The sequence below is a fragment of the Haemophilus haemolyticus M19501 genome (genome assembly GCF_000222025.1).
In the GTDB taxonomy this organism is placed as follows: Bacteria; Pseudomonadota; Gammaproteobacteria; order Enterobacterales; family Pasteurellaceae; genus Haemophilus; species Haemophilus haemolyticus_G.
Window position 1 is genome coordinate 222,899 of the sequence record NZ_AFQO01000015.1, and the last position, 15,504, is coordinate 238,402.

General features: G+C 37.0%; 10 protein-coding genes. 3 read left to right on the forward strand and 7 right to left on the reverse strand.

All coding sequences use genetic code 11. The features are described 5' to 3' along the window. Positions 1-13 precede the first annotated feature (13 nt). The 3 genes from GG9_RS01145 to proQ form a co-directional block, all read right to left on the reverse strand. A complete protein-coding gene (locus GG9_RS01145) occupies positions 14-1,477 on the reverse strand; it encodes a L,D-transpeptidase family protein (RefSeq protein WP_005632554.1) in 1,464 nt (487 codons plus the stop codon). Positions 1,478-1,552: 75 nt separating this feature from the next. Next, the gene (gene prc / locus GG9_RS01140; protein WP_005632555.1) at positions 1,553-3,628 is read right to left on the reverse strand and encodes a carboxy terminal-processing peptidase; all 2,076 of its coding nucleotides are present in this window, start codon (positions 3,626-3,628) and stop codon (positions 1,553-1,555) included. Positions 3,629-3,655: 27 nt separating this feature from the next. Next, positions 3,656-4,294 (reverse strand): RNA chaperone ProQ, encoded by a 639-nt coding sequence (proQ, locus tag GG9_RS01135; protein WP_005632557.1) that lies wholly within the window; start codon positions 4,292-4,294, stop codon positions 3,656-3,658. Positions 4,295-4,473: 179 nt separating this feature from the next. On the opposite strand from proQ, the gene GG9_RS01130 reads away from it, so the two are divergent. Then, a complete protein-coding gene (locus GG9_RS01130; protein WP_005632559.1) occupies positions 4,474-5,724 on the forward strand; it encodes a PqiA/YebS family transporter subunit in 1,251 nt (416 codons plus the stop codon). Then, positions 5,708-8,350, forward strand: coding sequence for a PqiB family protein (locus GG9_RS01125; RefSeq protein ID WP_005632561.1), 2,643 nt, complete (start codon positions 5,708-5,710; stop codon positions 8,348-8,350). Before GG9_RS01130 ends, GG9_RS01125 begins: the two co-directional genes overlap by 17 nt. Positions 8,351-8,394: 44 nt before the next feature. Here the strand turns inward: GG9_RS01125 and GG9_RS01120 are convergent, their stop codons facing one another. From GG9_RS01120 to lptF, 3 genes are all read right to left on the reverse strand, one after another. Next, complete coding sequence (locus tag GG9_RS01120; RefSeq protein WP_032825170.1) at positions 8,395-9,237, reverse strand: patatin-like phospholipase family protein; 843 nt, start codon at positions 9,235-9,237, stop codon at positions 8,395-8,397. A gap of 86 nt (positions 9,238-9,323) precedes the next feature. Continuing rightward, a complete protein-coding gene (gene lptG / locus GG9_RS01115; RefSeq protein WP_005632566.1) occupies positions 9,324-10,400 on the reverse strand; it encodes an LPS export ABC transporter permease LptG in 1,077 nt (358 codons plus the stop codon). Positions 10,401-10,405: 5 nt separating this feature from the next. After that, positions 10,406-11,500, reverse strand: a complete 1,095-nt coding sequence (gene lptF, locus GG9_RS01110) for an LPS export ABC transporter permease LptF (protein ID WP_005632568.1) — start codon at positions 11,498-11,500, stop codon at positions 10,406-10,408. Positions 11,501-11,606: 106 nt separating this feature from the next. Between lptF and GG9_RS01105 the strand changes: the two genes are divergently transcribed. Further along, a complete protein-coding gene (locus tag GG9_RS01105; protein ID WP_005632570.1) occupies positions 11,607-13,082 on the forward strand; it encodes a leucyl aminopeptidase in 1,476 nt (491 codons plus the stop codon). Positions 13,083-13,118: 36 nt separating this feature from the next. Here GG9_RS01105 and GG9_RS01100 read toward each other — a convergent pair whose 3' ends face one another. Then, positions 13,119-15,146 (reverse strand): BCCT family transporter, encoded by a 2,028-nt coding sequence (locus GG9_RS01100; RefSeq protein ID WP_005632572.1) that lies wholly within the window; start codon positions 15,144-15,146, stop codon positions 13,119-13,121. Positions 15,147-15,504: the final 358 nt, after the last annotated feature.

Consider the following 15,504-nt stretch of genomic DNA (forward strand, 5'->3'; position numbering starts at 1 on the left):
TAGCTCCCTTATTTTATTGAAGATATTTTTTTACGAGATCCCAATTAATCTCAGCAAGATTAATCTGGCGATCATAACCATAAATATCAGGTAAATTTACAATATTTCCGTTTTCAATCCACGCAGTAACATAATATAAAAAGACAGGATTATCCGAGCGTATCGGCGCAGAAGTGGTTTTTTTACTTGCTAATACTGTATTTTTTCGAGTTTCTGTCCAACCTGCTTCTTTTAATAAAATACTTGCCAATTGATCTGATTTTTCAATACGTACACAGCCAGAACTTAATGCTCGATTCTTACGATTAAACAAGCCGTGATTTGGCGTATCGTGTAAATAAATTGCATCAGAACTTGGCATATTAAATTTATAATTACCTAATGCACTATCGCCAGCGGCTTGTCGAACACGATAAGGGAATTTATTACTAATAGATTCCCAATCAATAGAAGCTGGATCAACGACATTTCCCTGACTATCTAAAATTGAATAATTATGCTCCGCAATATAATTTGGATCCGCTTTCATTTTTGGCAATAAATCTTCATTGATTAAACGAGTTGGCGCATTCCAAGGGGGATTAACTACTACATTGCTTAATTTACTATACATTACTGGTGTTCTGCGCGAATTTTTTCCAACAATCACCCGAGATTCTAAAATCAGCTCACCATCCCGATAATACTGTAATTTATAGCTTGGAATATTTACAAATATACCATTATGAAAATCAGGAATTACTCGCAAACGCTGTGCATTAATTGCAAGTTTCTGCCCAACTTCTGACAAGCCTGATGCAGATACCATTGATGATAACGCTTTAACAGTTTGATGATATAAGTGATTATCGCCCGATAAACTTTGTACAAAACCTAAAAGTTGGCCATTTTCTACCGCACTTAACCAACGTTGAATATGCTCATCTGCAGGTTGTTGAACTTGATAAGCGCTAGATGAATAAAGCCAACGTTGAGCTTGCACACCTACATTTTGAGTATAATACAAATAATCTAGCAATATATCGCTCAATAAAACATCATAAGCTAACCCGCCTTGTTGCTCGATCAATTCAAAGGATTCTAAGGATTTTGCTGAACGTTTAGAAATACCGCTAGCCACCATCGCAGCATAATCCTGTAATAATTGGCGAGTCGCAGCATTATCTTTCCATAATGGTGCATATTTACGTTCTGCATATAAACGAGCCAACAAAGGCTTAAACTGTAAAGTATGCTCGCCTATTTCATGGGTTAGCGACATCTCTAGAATCGCTTGCTTTTCTTGCGCTAGACGAGATTGATCAAATTTAATTTCTTCTTCAAGCTTTTGCCTTTCTTCCATGGATAAACGCGAAACATCAACGCCATGAAGTTGCGCCGATTGCCCATTTTTTGCAAAATCTGCTAAAGCGCATCCTGACATCATCATTGATAATGACAATACAAATACTGAGAGCTTTGCAGTGCTTTTAAACATAGCCATTCCTTAAACATTTCCTAAAAACAACCGCACTTTATTTAAATGCTAAAACAAAGTGCGGCTAAAATAATTTTATTTTTTCTCTTCTACTGTTTCTGTTGGTTTCTGAATTTCTTTACCAATATCCTGTTCGCTCAAATTCAACGTAACAAAATCTGCAGCCATTTTTTCAGCTTCTTTTAAGAAGAAATCTGGTGCTTCATAATCTTTTGGTAAATCATCAATATCCTTTAACGTTTTTTTGCCTTCACGTTTAAAACGTTCATTAATATCTTTTAAACGTCTTGCATCATCTTTATCGTTTTCAGCTTTACGAGTTTGATAATTCAACGATAAGAATTTACGATCACGGCGTTCATTACGGATTTTTAAATCTTCATTCAATGCAACAAATTCAGGATCTTTGGCAATACGCTCAAGATGTTTTTTATTTAATACATCAACATCTTTACGCGCATTACCAACTTCTTTATAAGTTGCGGATGGAATTTTATCCCACGGCAATGCATTATCTTCTTTATCTTCGCCATACTCTTTCGCATCGATAATTTCAGGGAAATTAATATCTGCCGCAACACCTTTTAATTGTGTTGAACCGCCATTAATTCGATAGAATTTTTGGATAGTATATTGCAATAAACCTAACGGCGTCTGATCCAAATCATACACAAAATTCAAAGGACGACTTTGCTGAACGGTACCTTTACCGTAAGTATTTTGTCCAATAACAATACCACGATTGTAATCCTGCATTGCCGCTGCAAAAATTTCTGATGCAGAAGCGCTGTAACGGTTAATCATCACAAATAAAGGACCTTTATATTGTTGCTCAGCATCATCATCTTCGTGTACACGAATTCGTTGGTAAGCATCACGTACTTGGACAACGGGACCATTCGTAATAAACAAACCACTTAAAGCAACCGCTTCTGTTAATGCACCACCACCGTTCTCACGTAAATCAATAATTAACGCATCGGCTTTTTGTTTCTCTGCTTTAACCAATAATTTTTTAACATCATCAGTTAAACCAATATAGAAACTTGGCACTTTGATTACCGCAATATTTTTACCATCTGCTTTATCCATGGTTAATTTTGCAGCTTGATCTTCAATACGCACTTTATCGCGCACTAAAGTAATAATACGGGATTTTCCACCTTTAGACGGCTCAATTTCTAACCGCACTTTTGTGCCTTTTTTACCTTTGATTTTCTCAACAATATCTTCTAAACGCCAGCCAACGATATCTTCAATTTCACCTGTTGCTTGGCCCACACCAATAATTTTATCTCCAGGATGTAATTTTTTACTTTTCTCCGCTGGTGCGCCAGGAACAAGCGACTTAATGCTTGTTTCATCATCTTCTGATTGTAAAGTAGCCCCAATCCCCTCAAGAGAAAGATTCATGCTTTCATTAAAACTTTTCGCGGTTCTTGGTGCAAGATAGCTGGTATGCGGATCAATTTCGCGAGCAAATGCATTTAAATAAGTTTGCAAAATGTCATCTGCCTTCGTTTGAGTTAAACGGCGAATTGCCAAATTATAACGTTTGGTAAGTTTTGTTTTAATTTCTGACCATTTTTTATCTTTTAATTTAAGATTAATAATGTCATTTTTTACTCGTTCTTCCCAAAGTTTGTTGGCTTCCTCTTCGTTTTTCGGAAATGCCGCTTTTTCACGATCAATTTCAATTTGATCCTGTCCATTCAAATTAGGCTCTTTATCTAATAAAGACAACGCATAAGCATAACGTTCATAACGACGTTTCATCATTACATCATAAATATCAAAAGCAGCAGAAAGATCACCTTGATTTAACTGGTCATCCAACTTCGCGCCATATTTTTGACGAAGTTCATCTACATCAGATTGCAAAAAGGTGTTATGGCTAAAATCAATATTTTTAATATAACGATCAAAAATCTTCTCAGAAAAAGCATCATCCAATGAGATTTTTCGATAATGCGATTGGGTTAATCGAGTCGTTGCACGCTTGGTCGCCAACTGATTCGCTTCGCTTGCTGTTGGAATAGTAATATCGCTCAATTTTAATTTAGGCTGCACAGCAAAAGCAGGCATAGAGCCAATTAACAATGCCGATAACAATGCGCGAGTAATCACATTTTTTGAAATATTAGATCTCATAACCTTTCCCGAGTAAAAATTAAATCATTATGCAAATAAACGATCTGCAGCTACACTCATAACCAAACCGTTTTCAAGTTGAACACGTGCTGAATCTTTTAGAACTTCCACCACAGTTGCTTTTTTCGCATGATCACCTGCTTTCACTTTCACCACAGAACCCACAGAAATTTGTGAAAAATCAACCGCACTTAATGACGGCTTATTGAAATGTTTAGCATTTTTATTTGCAGGTTTACGTGGGCGTTGTTTTTGTTGAGCTTTTTTCGCTGCAGCTTCGGCTTTACGCTTTTCAGCAACACGCGCTTTAGCATCAGCAAGCTGTTGAGCTGCGTGGGCTACATGTTCCGCTTCTAATACTCCAGCTGTATTACCTTGTAAATCTACGCGTACCGCGCCTTCGCGACAACCATGTAAATAACGCCAATTTGATGTGTATTGACGAAGAGCCTGACGCAACTGAGTTTTGCTTACACGCTCATCATCTTGTAATGCATCCGCTAAATCTTGGAACAGACCAATTTTTAATGGTTTTGCTTCGCCTTCTAAAATAAAGCAAAGTGGGAATTTTTCAGCCAAATACGCAATAATATCTTTTGTATTGGTTAATTTTTGTGAATTTACTTGTGCATCAGTGGTCTGAACGCTAGATTGAGAATCAGTCATGTTAGTTATCCTAGGGTAAATATAAACCGACTTAGTTTATCGCACTTTTTACAAAATTTACAATGAATCAAAACATTGTGAATAAATTTCGCACAAAAATAGTCAAGATCACTTCCCATATATACTTAAACAAGGCTAAAATGCGCCGTTTTTAACAATTGAATAAAAGATAATCTTTCGTGCAAGAATCAAACCTCACACAAAAATCATTTCAAATTATAAAATGCGAAGAATGTGATGCTAGTGTAACGACACCTTTAATATTAAATAAAGATGAACAAGCTGAATGTCCACGTTGTCATCACTATTTAGCGACAGGTGGGCGTTGGTCTGTTCATCGTTGTGCAATGGTTGCTTTATCGATCCTTATTTTGATGCCATTTGCCTTGGATTATCCCCTATTAAGTCTTCATTTATTAGGTGTAAAAATTGATGCTTCTATTTGGGATGGTATTTGGAAAATGGCAGTGGCAGGCTATGAATACACAGCCTTTATGGTGTTTATCTGTGCCGTTGTGATGCCTATTACCTTTGCAATTTTAGTCATCATGCTCTGGATTGCAAAAATTTTGCATATTAAACCACGTAGTATTTTGCTTTTTTTAGGTTATATAAAACCTTGGGTTATGTTTGATGTTTATTTAGTCGCACTAGGCGTGACGATGTTCAAAGTGCGTGAATATGCAACACTGGAAATTAATGTTTATTTAATCCCCTTTATTTTCACCGCACTTTTGACAACCTTACTTTTTATCAAATTAAACCTTAAAGCATTATGGAAAGAGTTTTATCCCGAAAATGAGCCAGCTTATGATGCAAACAATATTGAATTATGTGATGCTTGCAACTATACATTTTCAAAAAATGGTATTCATTACGATAAAAAGAACAACCCACGATGTCCGCGCTGTTTATCGCCTGTTCATATTTCAGATAATATTAAGTTACAACGCACTTGGGCAAGTTTAATTGCAGGGATTATTATGCTTTTCCCAGCAAATTTATTACCCATATCAGGCATTTATTTAACAGGTTCGCTCTCTGAAGATACATTAATATCTGGTGTAATTTCTTTTGTTAACATGGGCAGTTATTTTGTTGCTTTCGTGGTATTCTTTGCGAGTATTTTTGTCCCAATCAGTAAAGCTGCAATTTTACTTTATTTGCTAAGTTGTGTTCATTTTAAATGGCGACACTCTATAAAATGGCAAATACGTTTATTGCATATTGTGCATTTCGTTGGGCGCTGGTCGATGCTCGATTTATTTGTATTAGCCTTAATGATGTCACTAGTAACACGCGGTGAAATTATTAATTTTACCGTTGGTCCCGGCGCATTTTACTTCGGCGCTGCCGTATTTTGCAGCATGATTTCAACCTCACAATTTGATAGTCGATTAATTTGGAAAATTTATGACAGAGAAAAATAGTTCTTCAATGAAAGATCAACATACAGAAATGACAGCGGCAGTTCGAAAAACTCGTCGTATTTCTCCATTTTGGTTACTTCCCTTTATTGCATTATGTATTGGGGCAATTTTATTCTTCCAAATTGTTAAGGAACGTGGCACAAGCATCACGATTACTTTTACCAATGGCTCTGGCATCGTTGCGGATAAAACACAAGTTCGCTATCAAGGTTTGCAAATTGGTGTGGTGAAAAAAGTAAATTTCACAGATAACATGCAAAAAGTGGAAGTTGTTGCCAATATCAATTCTGAAGCGTCAAGTATTTTGCGTGAAAATACAAAATTCTGGCTGGTTCAACCAAATGTTTCACTTGCAGGAATTTCAGGTTTAGATTCTCTCGTATCAGGCAATTACATCACTCTTCAACCAGGTGATGGTGATCGCGAAGATGAATTTATTGCGGAAGAACAAGGCCCCATTGCCCAAGTTTCGCCTGGAGATTTATTGATTCACTTAATTTCTGATGACTTAGGCTCAATTTCTATCGGTGCATCCGTCTATTTTAAAAAACTACCTGTAGGAAAAATTTACGATTACCGCATTAATAAAGACAATAAAGTGCAAATAGATGTGGTGATTGATAAAGCCTATGCACAGTTTGTGAAAAAAGATTCACGTTTTTGGAACATCAGCGGCATTAACGCCAACATTAGCCCGTCAGGCTTAAATCTAAATGTAGAAAGTTTAAATGCGGTTGTACAAGGTGCTGTTTCTTTTGACTCTCCAGCTGACAGTCCAAAAGCAGATGAAAATAGTCATTTCACACTCTATACCAATTTAAAAGCCGCAAAACGTGGGATTGAAGTCAGCGTAAATATCCCTGCATCTGCTGGTCTCGTTGCAGGACAGACCGAAGTTTATTCTCAAGATAATCCTATCGGGATTCTTTCTAAAATAAGTGCGGTTGAAAATAACGATGAAATTTTAGAAGGCAGTTTATTGATAGATCCAAACCAAGCCTCTTTATTTAAAGCGAATAGCAAAATCGTACTTCGCAATAAAAAAACGGATCTTGGTAATTTAGCAGATCCCAAAAAATTCTTTCGTGGCGAATATTTTGATGTCATTGCTGGAGATGGTGAAACTAAGCATCAATTTGATGTCATTAAAGAAAATGAGTTATTACTCAATGCACCTAATACATTAGTTTTAACACTCACCGCACCAGAAAATTATGGTGTAAGTGAAGGGCAAAATGTGTTTTATAACAACATGCCAATCGGACAAATTGTTTCACAAAAAATCGACGTAAATGGTGTGCAATTTAAGGCAGCAATTGCATCTGAATATCGCAATTTAATTCACGAAAATACACAATTTGTCGCCGCAACAAATTTTGATATCAGCGTTGGATTAGACGGATTGCGTTTTGAATCCGCGACACCAGAAAAATGGTTACAAGGTGGCGTACGAATACTAACGAAACAAGGTCAGGGAAAAGCTAAAGATAGCTATCCGCTTTATCAAAATATCAGCAATGCTGAACATGGCATCACAGGAAATATTCTTACGCCAACGATAACCTTACAAACCCAAACGTTACCAAGCATTGATAAAGGTTCCCTCGTACTATATCGCCAATTTGAAGTGGGAAAAATTTTAAATATTAAACCTAAAACTAATAGCTTTGATGTAGAAGTTTATATTTACCCTGCCTATCAACATTTATTAACGGATAAAAGCCTCTTTTGGGTAGAAAGTGCGGCGAAAATTGATATCACACCAAAAGGAATTAGCATTCAAGCGACGCCACTTGCACGTTCGTTAAAAGGTGCGATTAGCTTTGATAATATTGGTTCGGGTAATAATCGAACACTTTACGAAAATGAAAGTTATGCAAAATCCATCGGACTCGCCATCACCTTAACGGCAGATGATGCAACCAATCTGAGTAAAGGGATGAGTCTGCGCTATTTGGGTTTAGACGTGGGGCAAATTGACAGTATTCAGCTTGATGCCAAATCTAAACGCATCACTGCAAAAGCGTTAATCAACCCTAATTATATGAATATGATTGCAAAAGAAGGTTCTAACTTTACGATTATCTCACCACAAATTTCAGCCGGTGGAATAGATAACCTTGATAGCCTATTACAGCCTTATATCGATATTGAAATTGGGAATGGTAAAGCAAAAACGCAATTCAATTTAGTGCAAACAGCTCCACAACGTAATAAATTTAGTAATGGTACGCCATTTATTTTAGAAACACGCGATGCAATGAATTTAAGTGAAGGTTCACCGATTCTTTATCGAGGCGTAGAAGTGGGTACCGTGAAAAAATTTGAGCTTAACAGTCTTGGTGATCGCGTCTTAGTGCATATTGCCATTATGCCGAAATATAGTCATCTTATTCGACAAAATACAGAGTTTTGGATTGCATCGGGCTATGACTTTACCTTAGGCTGGAAAGGCGCGGCATTTAATACAGGAAGTGTTCAACAGTTGCTAAAAGGTGGTATTTCTTTCTCCACACCAGCAGAAAAAGAAATTCAACCACAGGCGCAGCCAAACAAACGTTTCTTACTTCAAATAAAACGCCCTGAAGAAGTACAAACCTGGGGAAGCGGCGCATTACCACAATAAATAAAAAATGGATTAAACGGTAAAAGGTTTAAATCCATTTTTTATTATCGATTTAAATAACCCAATAAATTTTTCCACTGTAATTGCATATCTTTTATACCCAACTCATACATTGCCTGCAATTTATTCGGATCTTTTTCAATACGCTTAATCTTCAAATCAACTGAAGGTCGAATAACAAAAATATCGCCTTTTTCTGCTAGCTTAATCACATTTTCAACTTGTCGATTATACATGGCATAACGCTGATTTACGGCATCTGCAAAATATGGATAACGTCGATAAAACCATTTGGCAATCCAAGCCATTGGCTTAGATTTTCTATAATCTAAAGTGCGGGTAAGAATAACAATGATTTTATCGTATCCTAGCTTCTGCATTTGTTCGACAGGAATAGAATCCGCAATGGCACCATCCAAATAAGGAATCCCGTCTATCTCAACTGGCCGAGAAACATAAGGCATAGCGGAAGTAGCACGCAACACTTCCATTTGCGCCAAAGGATCTATTAATTTGACATATTCCGCTTGAGCGGTTTGTAAATTAGTCACAGCTACATAAAAATCGATATCTGATTCTTTAAACGTTTTATTATCAAACACATCATATTTGAAAGGTACTTCATAAAAAGCAAAGTCTTTATTCACGATATTTCCAGTGTTCACCCAACTTTTAAAACTGATATAACGCTTATCTGATATAAATTTCTTGTTATAACGAATTGCACGCCCTTTTTGCCGAGAAGGATAATTAACACCAAACAATGCACCTGCAGAAACAGAAATGATACCATCCACCCAAAAATCTTTATCTAAGAAGGTATCTAGTACTCCCGCGGTGTACATACCTCGCATCGCCCCACCTTCTAATACTAAGCCAATTTTCATTGATTTTTTAACTTCTTTCATTTAAAAACAACACATAAAAATATTGCGTGCCATTTCTGAACACGCAATTATTTGAACAATCTGGATTAATCCCGTTTCCGACTCAGCAACCACCAAATCATCACGATAAATAGTAAACTTGGCATGAGCGCACCGAAAACAGCAGGCATGTTATAAACAATGCTCATTTGCCCGAAAATTTCATTTACGACATAAAACAAAAAGCCAAAACAGATGCCCGTTACAATTCTTGCCCCCGCCGTCACACTGCGTAGTGATCCAAAAATAAACGATAACGCCAATAACATCATCACACCAACAGATACAGGTTGGAAAATTTTCCGCCAGAATGTGAGTTCAAAGCGACTCACATCCTGACCTGTTTCACGTAAAAATGAAATGTAATTATACAAACCTGAAATAGACAGTGATGTAGGACGTAAAGAAACAGCGCCTAATTTATCTGGCGTTAAATTTGTTTCCCATTTTTCCGATAAGCGATTACTTGTCGTGATTTCATCTTTGCTAATCATAGAATGATTCACTTGACGTAAAGTCCATTTACTTTCATCTTCCGAATAACTTGCTTGGTTAGCATGTTTCAACTCCGTCAAATTACGATGCTGATCAAAAGTATAAATATAAATATCGTTTAATTTTGCGTCATCCGTCACACGTCGAACAAACACAAAATTATTACCATCTTTTGCCCAAACCCCATTTTTCATGGAAAGCATTGAACCACCAGAAAGCGCTCGAGCACGCATATCACGAGCGAACTGTTCTGTTTGCGGAATCCCCCACTCACCAATCACCATGGTTAACAACACTAGTGGTAATGCGGTTTTCATCACTGCCATACCAATTTTAAAACGAGAAAATCCAGCAGCTTGCATAACAATGAGTTCGCTTCGACTTGCAAGGTTACCCAAAGCCATTAGTGCGCCAAGCAATGCTGCCATAGGAAAGAAAGTTTCAATATCTTTTGGAATGGTTAACCCAGTAAAAGCCACCGCTTGCCAAATATCATAAGTACCTTTACCTACGCTACGAAATTGTTCCACAAATTTGATAATGGCAGAAAGTCCAACCAATGTAAGCAAAGTAGCAAAAATCGAGCCAAGAATACTTTTTCCAATATAACGATCTAGGGTATTCATCATTTTGCTTATCCTTTTCTACTGAATAAATGGCGGAATTTATACATTGCCGTGCTATCCCAACCGTTTAACACGATACCAAGCAACAAAAAGCCAATATTAACAAGAGGCATAAAAATAGCAGCCTCTAATTTTCCTGCTGCCCCCGCAGATTTAAAGGAACTTTGTAATAAAAAATAAATTAAATAGAGTAAAAGTGCGGGTAAAATTTTGGCAAATCGACCTTGTCGAGGATTAACACGACTTAATGGCACAGCAATTAACGCCATGAGTGGAACAGCTAGGATTAATGTAATACGCCAATGCAATTCAGATTTCGCAGAAGGAGAATCTAAACCGATAAGTTGAGACAATGTTAATTCTGCGACTTCATCATTCGTATTTTCTGTTTCCTGATGACCTAAATAGGCTTGATATTCATCAAAATGCGTAATGCGGAAATCAGGCAAAACAGACGTACCTTCAACTCGTTGCGTATTTTGTAAATTCAGAATTTGATCGCCATTTGGCAGTGATTTTAGTTCGCCTTTTTCAGCAGTCACAACTGACGGTTTCGTTTGTCCTTTTGGTGCCGTTTGGAACAAATACACGTCATTAATTTGGTTTCCCTTGATACTATCAATAAATAAAACAAAATTGTTGTTATTCGTTGCTATAAACTGACCAGAAGCAAGCGCACCCATTGTTGGATTCGCTTTGGCATCTTCCACAATTGCCGCTTGTTTTTGAATTGACCAAGGCGAAAGCCACAAGACGTTATAAGCAGCAAGTCCCGCAGTAATCAATGAAAGCATTAACGCCACACGCACTAAAACACGTTGTCCGACACCACAAGCACGCATCACCGTTATTTCACTTTCAGCGTAAAGACGACCAAAAGTGAGTAAAATCGCAATAAACAAACATAATGGCAACATTAATTGCGCCATAGCAGGCATTCCAAGCCCAAGCAAGGAAAATACCAAATCAGCTGGCACTTTACCATTAGCCGCAGATCCAAGTACGCGCACTAACTGCTGAGAGAAAAATATCAGCAATAAAATGAACAAAATGGCGACTTGGCTCTTAAATACTTCTTTCGTTAAATATCGAATTAAAATCATCTTATTTCGTTTGTTTTTCTAAATCTAAAACGGGGAAAACTGGATAAAAGCGGTCGCGTATGATACCTTATTTTCGCTGAATTAAACAGAAATTTAAGGACAACAAATGAAATATCAAGCAAAAAATACCGCACTTTCTCAAACCACTGATTGCATTGTTTTAGGCGTCTATGAAAATAATGAATTTTCAAAAAGTTTTAATGAAATCGATCAATTAACCCAAGGCTATTTAAACGATTTAGTGAAATCAGGTGAGCTAACAGGCAAATTAGCGCAAACTGTTTTACTTCGTGATCTTCAAGGTTTATCCGCTAAACGCGTCTTAATCGTTGGCTGTGGCAAAAAAGGAGAACTCACCGAGCGTCAATATAAACAAATCATCCAAGCTGTATTAAAAACACTAAAAGAAACCAACACTCGTGAAGTCATTTCTTATTTAACTGAAATTGAATTAAAAGATCGCGATCTTTATTGGAATATTCGCTTTGCCATTGAAACGATTGAACACACTAATTATCAATTTGATCATTTCAAATCTCAAAAAACGGAAGCCTCTGTTTTAGAATCCTTCATCTTCAATACAGATTGTGATCAAGCACAACAAGCCATTGCTCACGCCAATGCGATTAGCTCTGGCATAAAAGCAGCACGCGATATCGCAAATATGCCACCCAATATCTGCAATCCAGCTTATCTTGCTGAGCAAGCAAAAAATTTAACAGAAAATTCTACCGCACTTTCATTAAAAGTTGTGGATGAAGAAGAAATGGCAAAACTTGGAATGAATGCTTATCTTGCCGTCTCAAAAGGCTCTGAAAACAGAGCTTATATGTCTGTTTTAACATTCAATAATGCGCCAGATAAAAACGCCAAACCCATTGTACTTGTCGGCAAAGGATTAACCTTTGATGCAGGCGGTATTTCACTTAAACCTGCCGCTGACATGGATGAAATGAAATATGACATGTGTGGGGCAGCTTCAGTCTTCGGCACAATGAAAGCCATTGCAGAGTTGAACTTGCCATTAAATGTTATTGGTGTTTTAGCAGGTTGTGAAAATCTGCCTGATGGCAATGCTTATCGCCCAGGCGATATTCTGACCACCATGAACGGTTTAACCGTAGAAGTGCTCAACACCGATGCGGAAGGTCGCTTAGTCCTTTGTGATGCCCTTACTTATGTTGAACGTTTTGAACCTGAGCTTGTTATTGATGTTGCAACCTTGACGGGGGCTTGTGTAGTTGCCCTTGGTCAACACAACAGTGGCTTAGTTTCTACAGATAACGATCTTGCCAATGCACTACTCCAAGCCGCAACAGAAACCACAGACAAAGCGTGGCGTTTACCATTAAGCGAAGAATATCAAGAGCAACTGAAATCGCCTTTCGCTGATCTTGCCAACATTGGCGGTCGCTGGGGTGGCGCAATTACAGCTGGTGCATTTTTGTCTAACTTCACGAAAAAATATCGCTGGGCACATTTAGACATTGCAGGTACGGCTTGGTTACAAGGCGCAAATAAAGGTGCAACTGGTCGCCCAGTTTCGCTATTAACCCAATTTTTGATTAATCAAGTTAAATAACCAAAAAACGAGGCACACGTTGCACCTTTAAATCGATTACTCTGCTAATTCGGTTTGCTCGTGTGCCATTAGTTCCTGACCCACATCATCAAGCAAACTTAAATAACGTTCATATTGTTTCAACATATCAGCAATCAATTCATCTTGATCCATATATTGAACATCGTAACCGACTCGTCCATCAAAGAAATAAGTGTAAGGCTCGTAAGTAACACTATGCTGAATGTGCGGTAGATTTTCATCGTTAATTAATTGCTCTGACACTTCTCGCCCAACAGATTTAATACCATACATAAAATCTCGCATTGATTCTTTATGAATTACCAATTCTAAAGCTGGCTCTTCTTGTTCAAATAATGTGTTGATTTCTACACTTAAATTATATTTTCCTGTTAATTCTTGACGTAATTCTCGCATAGCGGGTAACGCCGTATTTTTAAGAAAACGTAAAATATCTTTCTCTTGCGTTTGGTTCATCATTTGCTCTAAATGTGATTTCCATTTATCGCCGCTCCAGAAAATGCTAGTTGGATTGACTTTAGTAGAAAAATATTTTTTATCCGCAATTAAGCCTTTCCATAAACTAAAACACATTACCAACATCAATAAAGCAAAAGGCAAAGCAACAATTAATGTCATTGTTTGCAAATTAGCAAGTCCACCAGACTGCATAAGCACAATTGCAACAACAGACATTAAAGTTCCCCACATTATGGCTTGCCACGCAGGCGAAGCTAAACTTTTATCACGAGATGCAATGTTGTTTAACACATAAATGCCTGAATCCGCTGAAGTGATAAAAAACAATGAAATCACTAATAAACTCACAAAACCAGTTATTGTTGGTAAAGGCAGATAATTTAAAAATTTAAATAATAAAATTTCTGGGGAAGAAATAAATTCGCCAAGCCCACCTGCAGCAATGCCATCATTTAGCCATACCGCTGTATTACCAAAAACAGTAAACCATAAAATACCAAATAAACTTGGAATAACTAATACACCAAAAATAAATTCACGGATAGTTCGCCCTTTAGAAATACGGGCAATAAATAAACCCACAAACGGAGCCCAAGAACACCACCAAGCCCAATAAAGCACAGTCCATCCACTAAACCAGCTAGTATGTTCTTGTTCATAAGCATAGGTTTTAAAACTGAGTTGCACTAAATTGCTGAAATAATTACCAATGTTGTCGCTAAATGCAGATAAAAGGTATAACGTAGGTCCTGCAATTAAAACAAAAAGAAGTAAACAAAATGCTAAAGTTAAGTTAATTTCACTTAATATTTTCACGCCTTTTCCAACACCAGAAATGGCAGAAAACACCGCTAAACACATCACCACAACAATAACGCCAACTTGTAAACCAAAGCTGTTCTGACTTATCCAACCTATTTGTTCAAGCCCAGCACCAAGCTGTGATGAACCGAAACCTAATGTGGTAATAATCCCAAATAATGTGGCAAGTAACGCCATAACATCAATCGCATCGCCGATTTTGCCATTAATACGATCTTTTAATAAAGGATAAAAACAAGAGCGCAATGCTAAAGGTAATTTATAACGAAACCCAAAATAAGCTAATGCTAAAGCAATGGTGCCATATACTGCCCACGCGTGAATGCCCCAGTGGAACAGGGTATGAAGTAAAGCCTCTTGTTGTTTATGTTCAGCTGAACCTGTTGTAATGTCAGAAAGATAATGGGTTAATGGTTCTGCTACGCCAAAAAACATCAGACCAACCCCCATTCCTGCGGCGAATAACATCGCAAGCCAAGATAAGAAACTAAATTCAGGTTCTTCTTCATCCTGCCCTAATTTTATATTGCCAAGACTACTTACTGATAAAATTAATAAAAATCCTAAAAACACTGAAAAAGTGAGTACATAAAACCAACTAAAATTGGCAAAAATGCTGGTTTTAGCTTGATTTAATAATAATTGAGTTTGTACTGGCGCAATTAAAATCATCGCCATCAGTAACAATATAAAAAATAATGTAACGCCAATTACCAAAGGATTAAATGACGTTCGCTTTGTCATAAATTGAAATAAAGACAAACTTTTCCCCTTAACGATTAAGTGAATAGATTAAAAATAGATTTAATAAACATTGCCTAGAGGCAAAAATGTGTAATGGAACCACTACAAATGACAGCACATAGAAGTGCGATTTTGAAGGAAACGTTCAGTAGGAATTGAAGGTTTGTTTCCTAAAAGCCAATATATAATAGCAAAATACAGTTATTATTTCAAATTAGTGAAGATTAAGGCGATAAAAATGCGGTGAAAATTCACCGCATTTTATACTTGTTTTAACTGGGTTATTGATATAACAACATATAGTCCAATGTAGGGTGGGCTTAAGCCCACGTATTTAACCCAAATAATTATCCTTAGGCATATTTATTTTTTCGTG

What these genes read in the sequence shown, in the direction of transcription:
- lptG (WP_005632566.1), bottom strand. Translation starts at nt 10,400, where the DNA reads ATGATGAATACCCTAGATCGTTATATTGGAAAAAGTATTCTTGGCTCG.
- GG9_RS01120 (WP_032825170.1), bottom strand. Translation starts at nt 9,237, where the DNA reads ATGAAAATTGGCTTAGTATTAGAAGGTGGGGCGATGCGAGGTATGTAC.
- GG9_RS01145 (WP_005632554.1), bottom strand. Translation starts at nt 1,477, where the DNA reads ATGTTTAAAAGCACTGCAAAGCTCTCAGTATTTGTATTGTCATTATCA.
- proQ (WP_005632557.1), bottom strand. Translation starts at nt 4,294, where the DNA reads ATGACTGATTCTCAATCTAGCGTTCAGACCACTGATGCACAAGTAAAT.
- lptF (WP_005632568.1), bottom strand. Translation starts at nt 11,500, where the DNA reads ATGATTTTAATTCGATATTTAACGAAAGAAGTATTTAAGAGCCAAGTC.
- prc (WP_005632555.1), bottom strand. Translation starts at nt 3,628, where the DNA reads ATGAGATCTAATATTTCAAAAAATGTGATTACTCGCGCATTGTTATCG.
- GG9_RS01105 (WP_005632570.1), top strand. Translation starts at nt 11,607, where the DNA reads ATGAAATATCAAGCAAAAAATACCGCACTTTCTCAAACCACTGATTGC.
- GG9_RS01125 (WP_005632561.1), top strand. Translation starts at nt 5,708, where the DNA reads ATGACAGAGAAAAATAGTTCTTCAATGAAAGATCAACATACAGAAATG.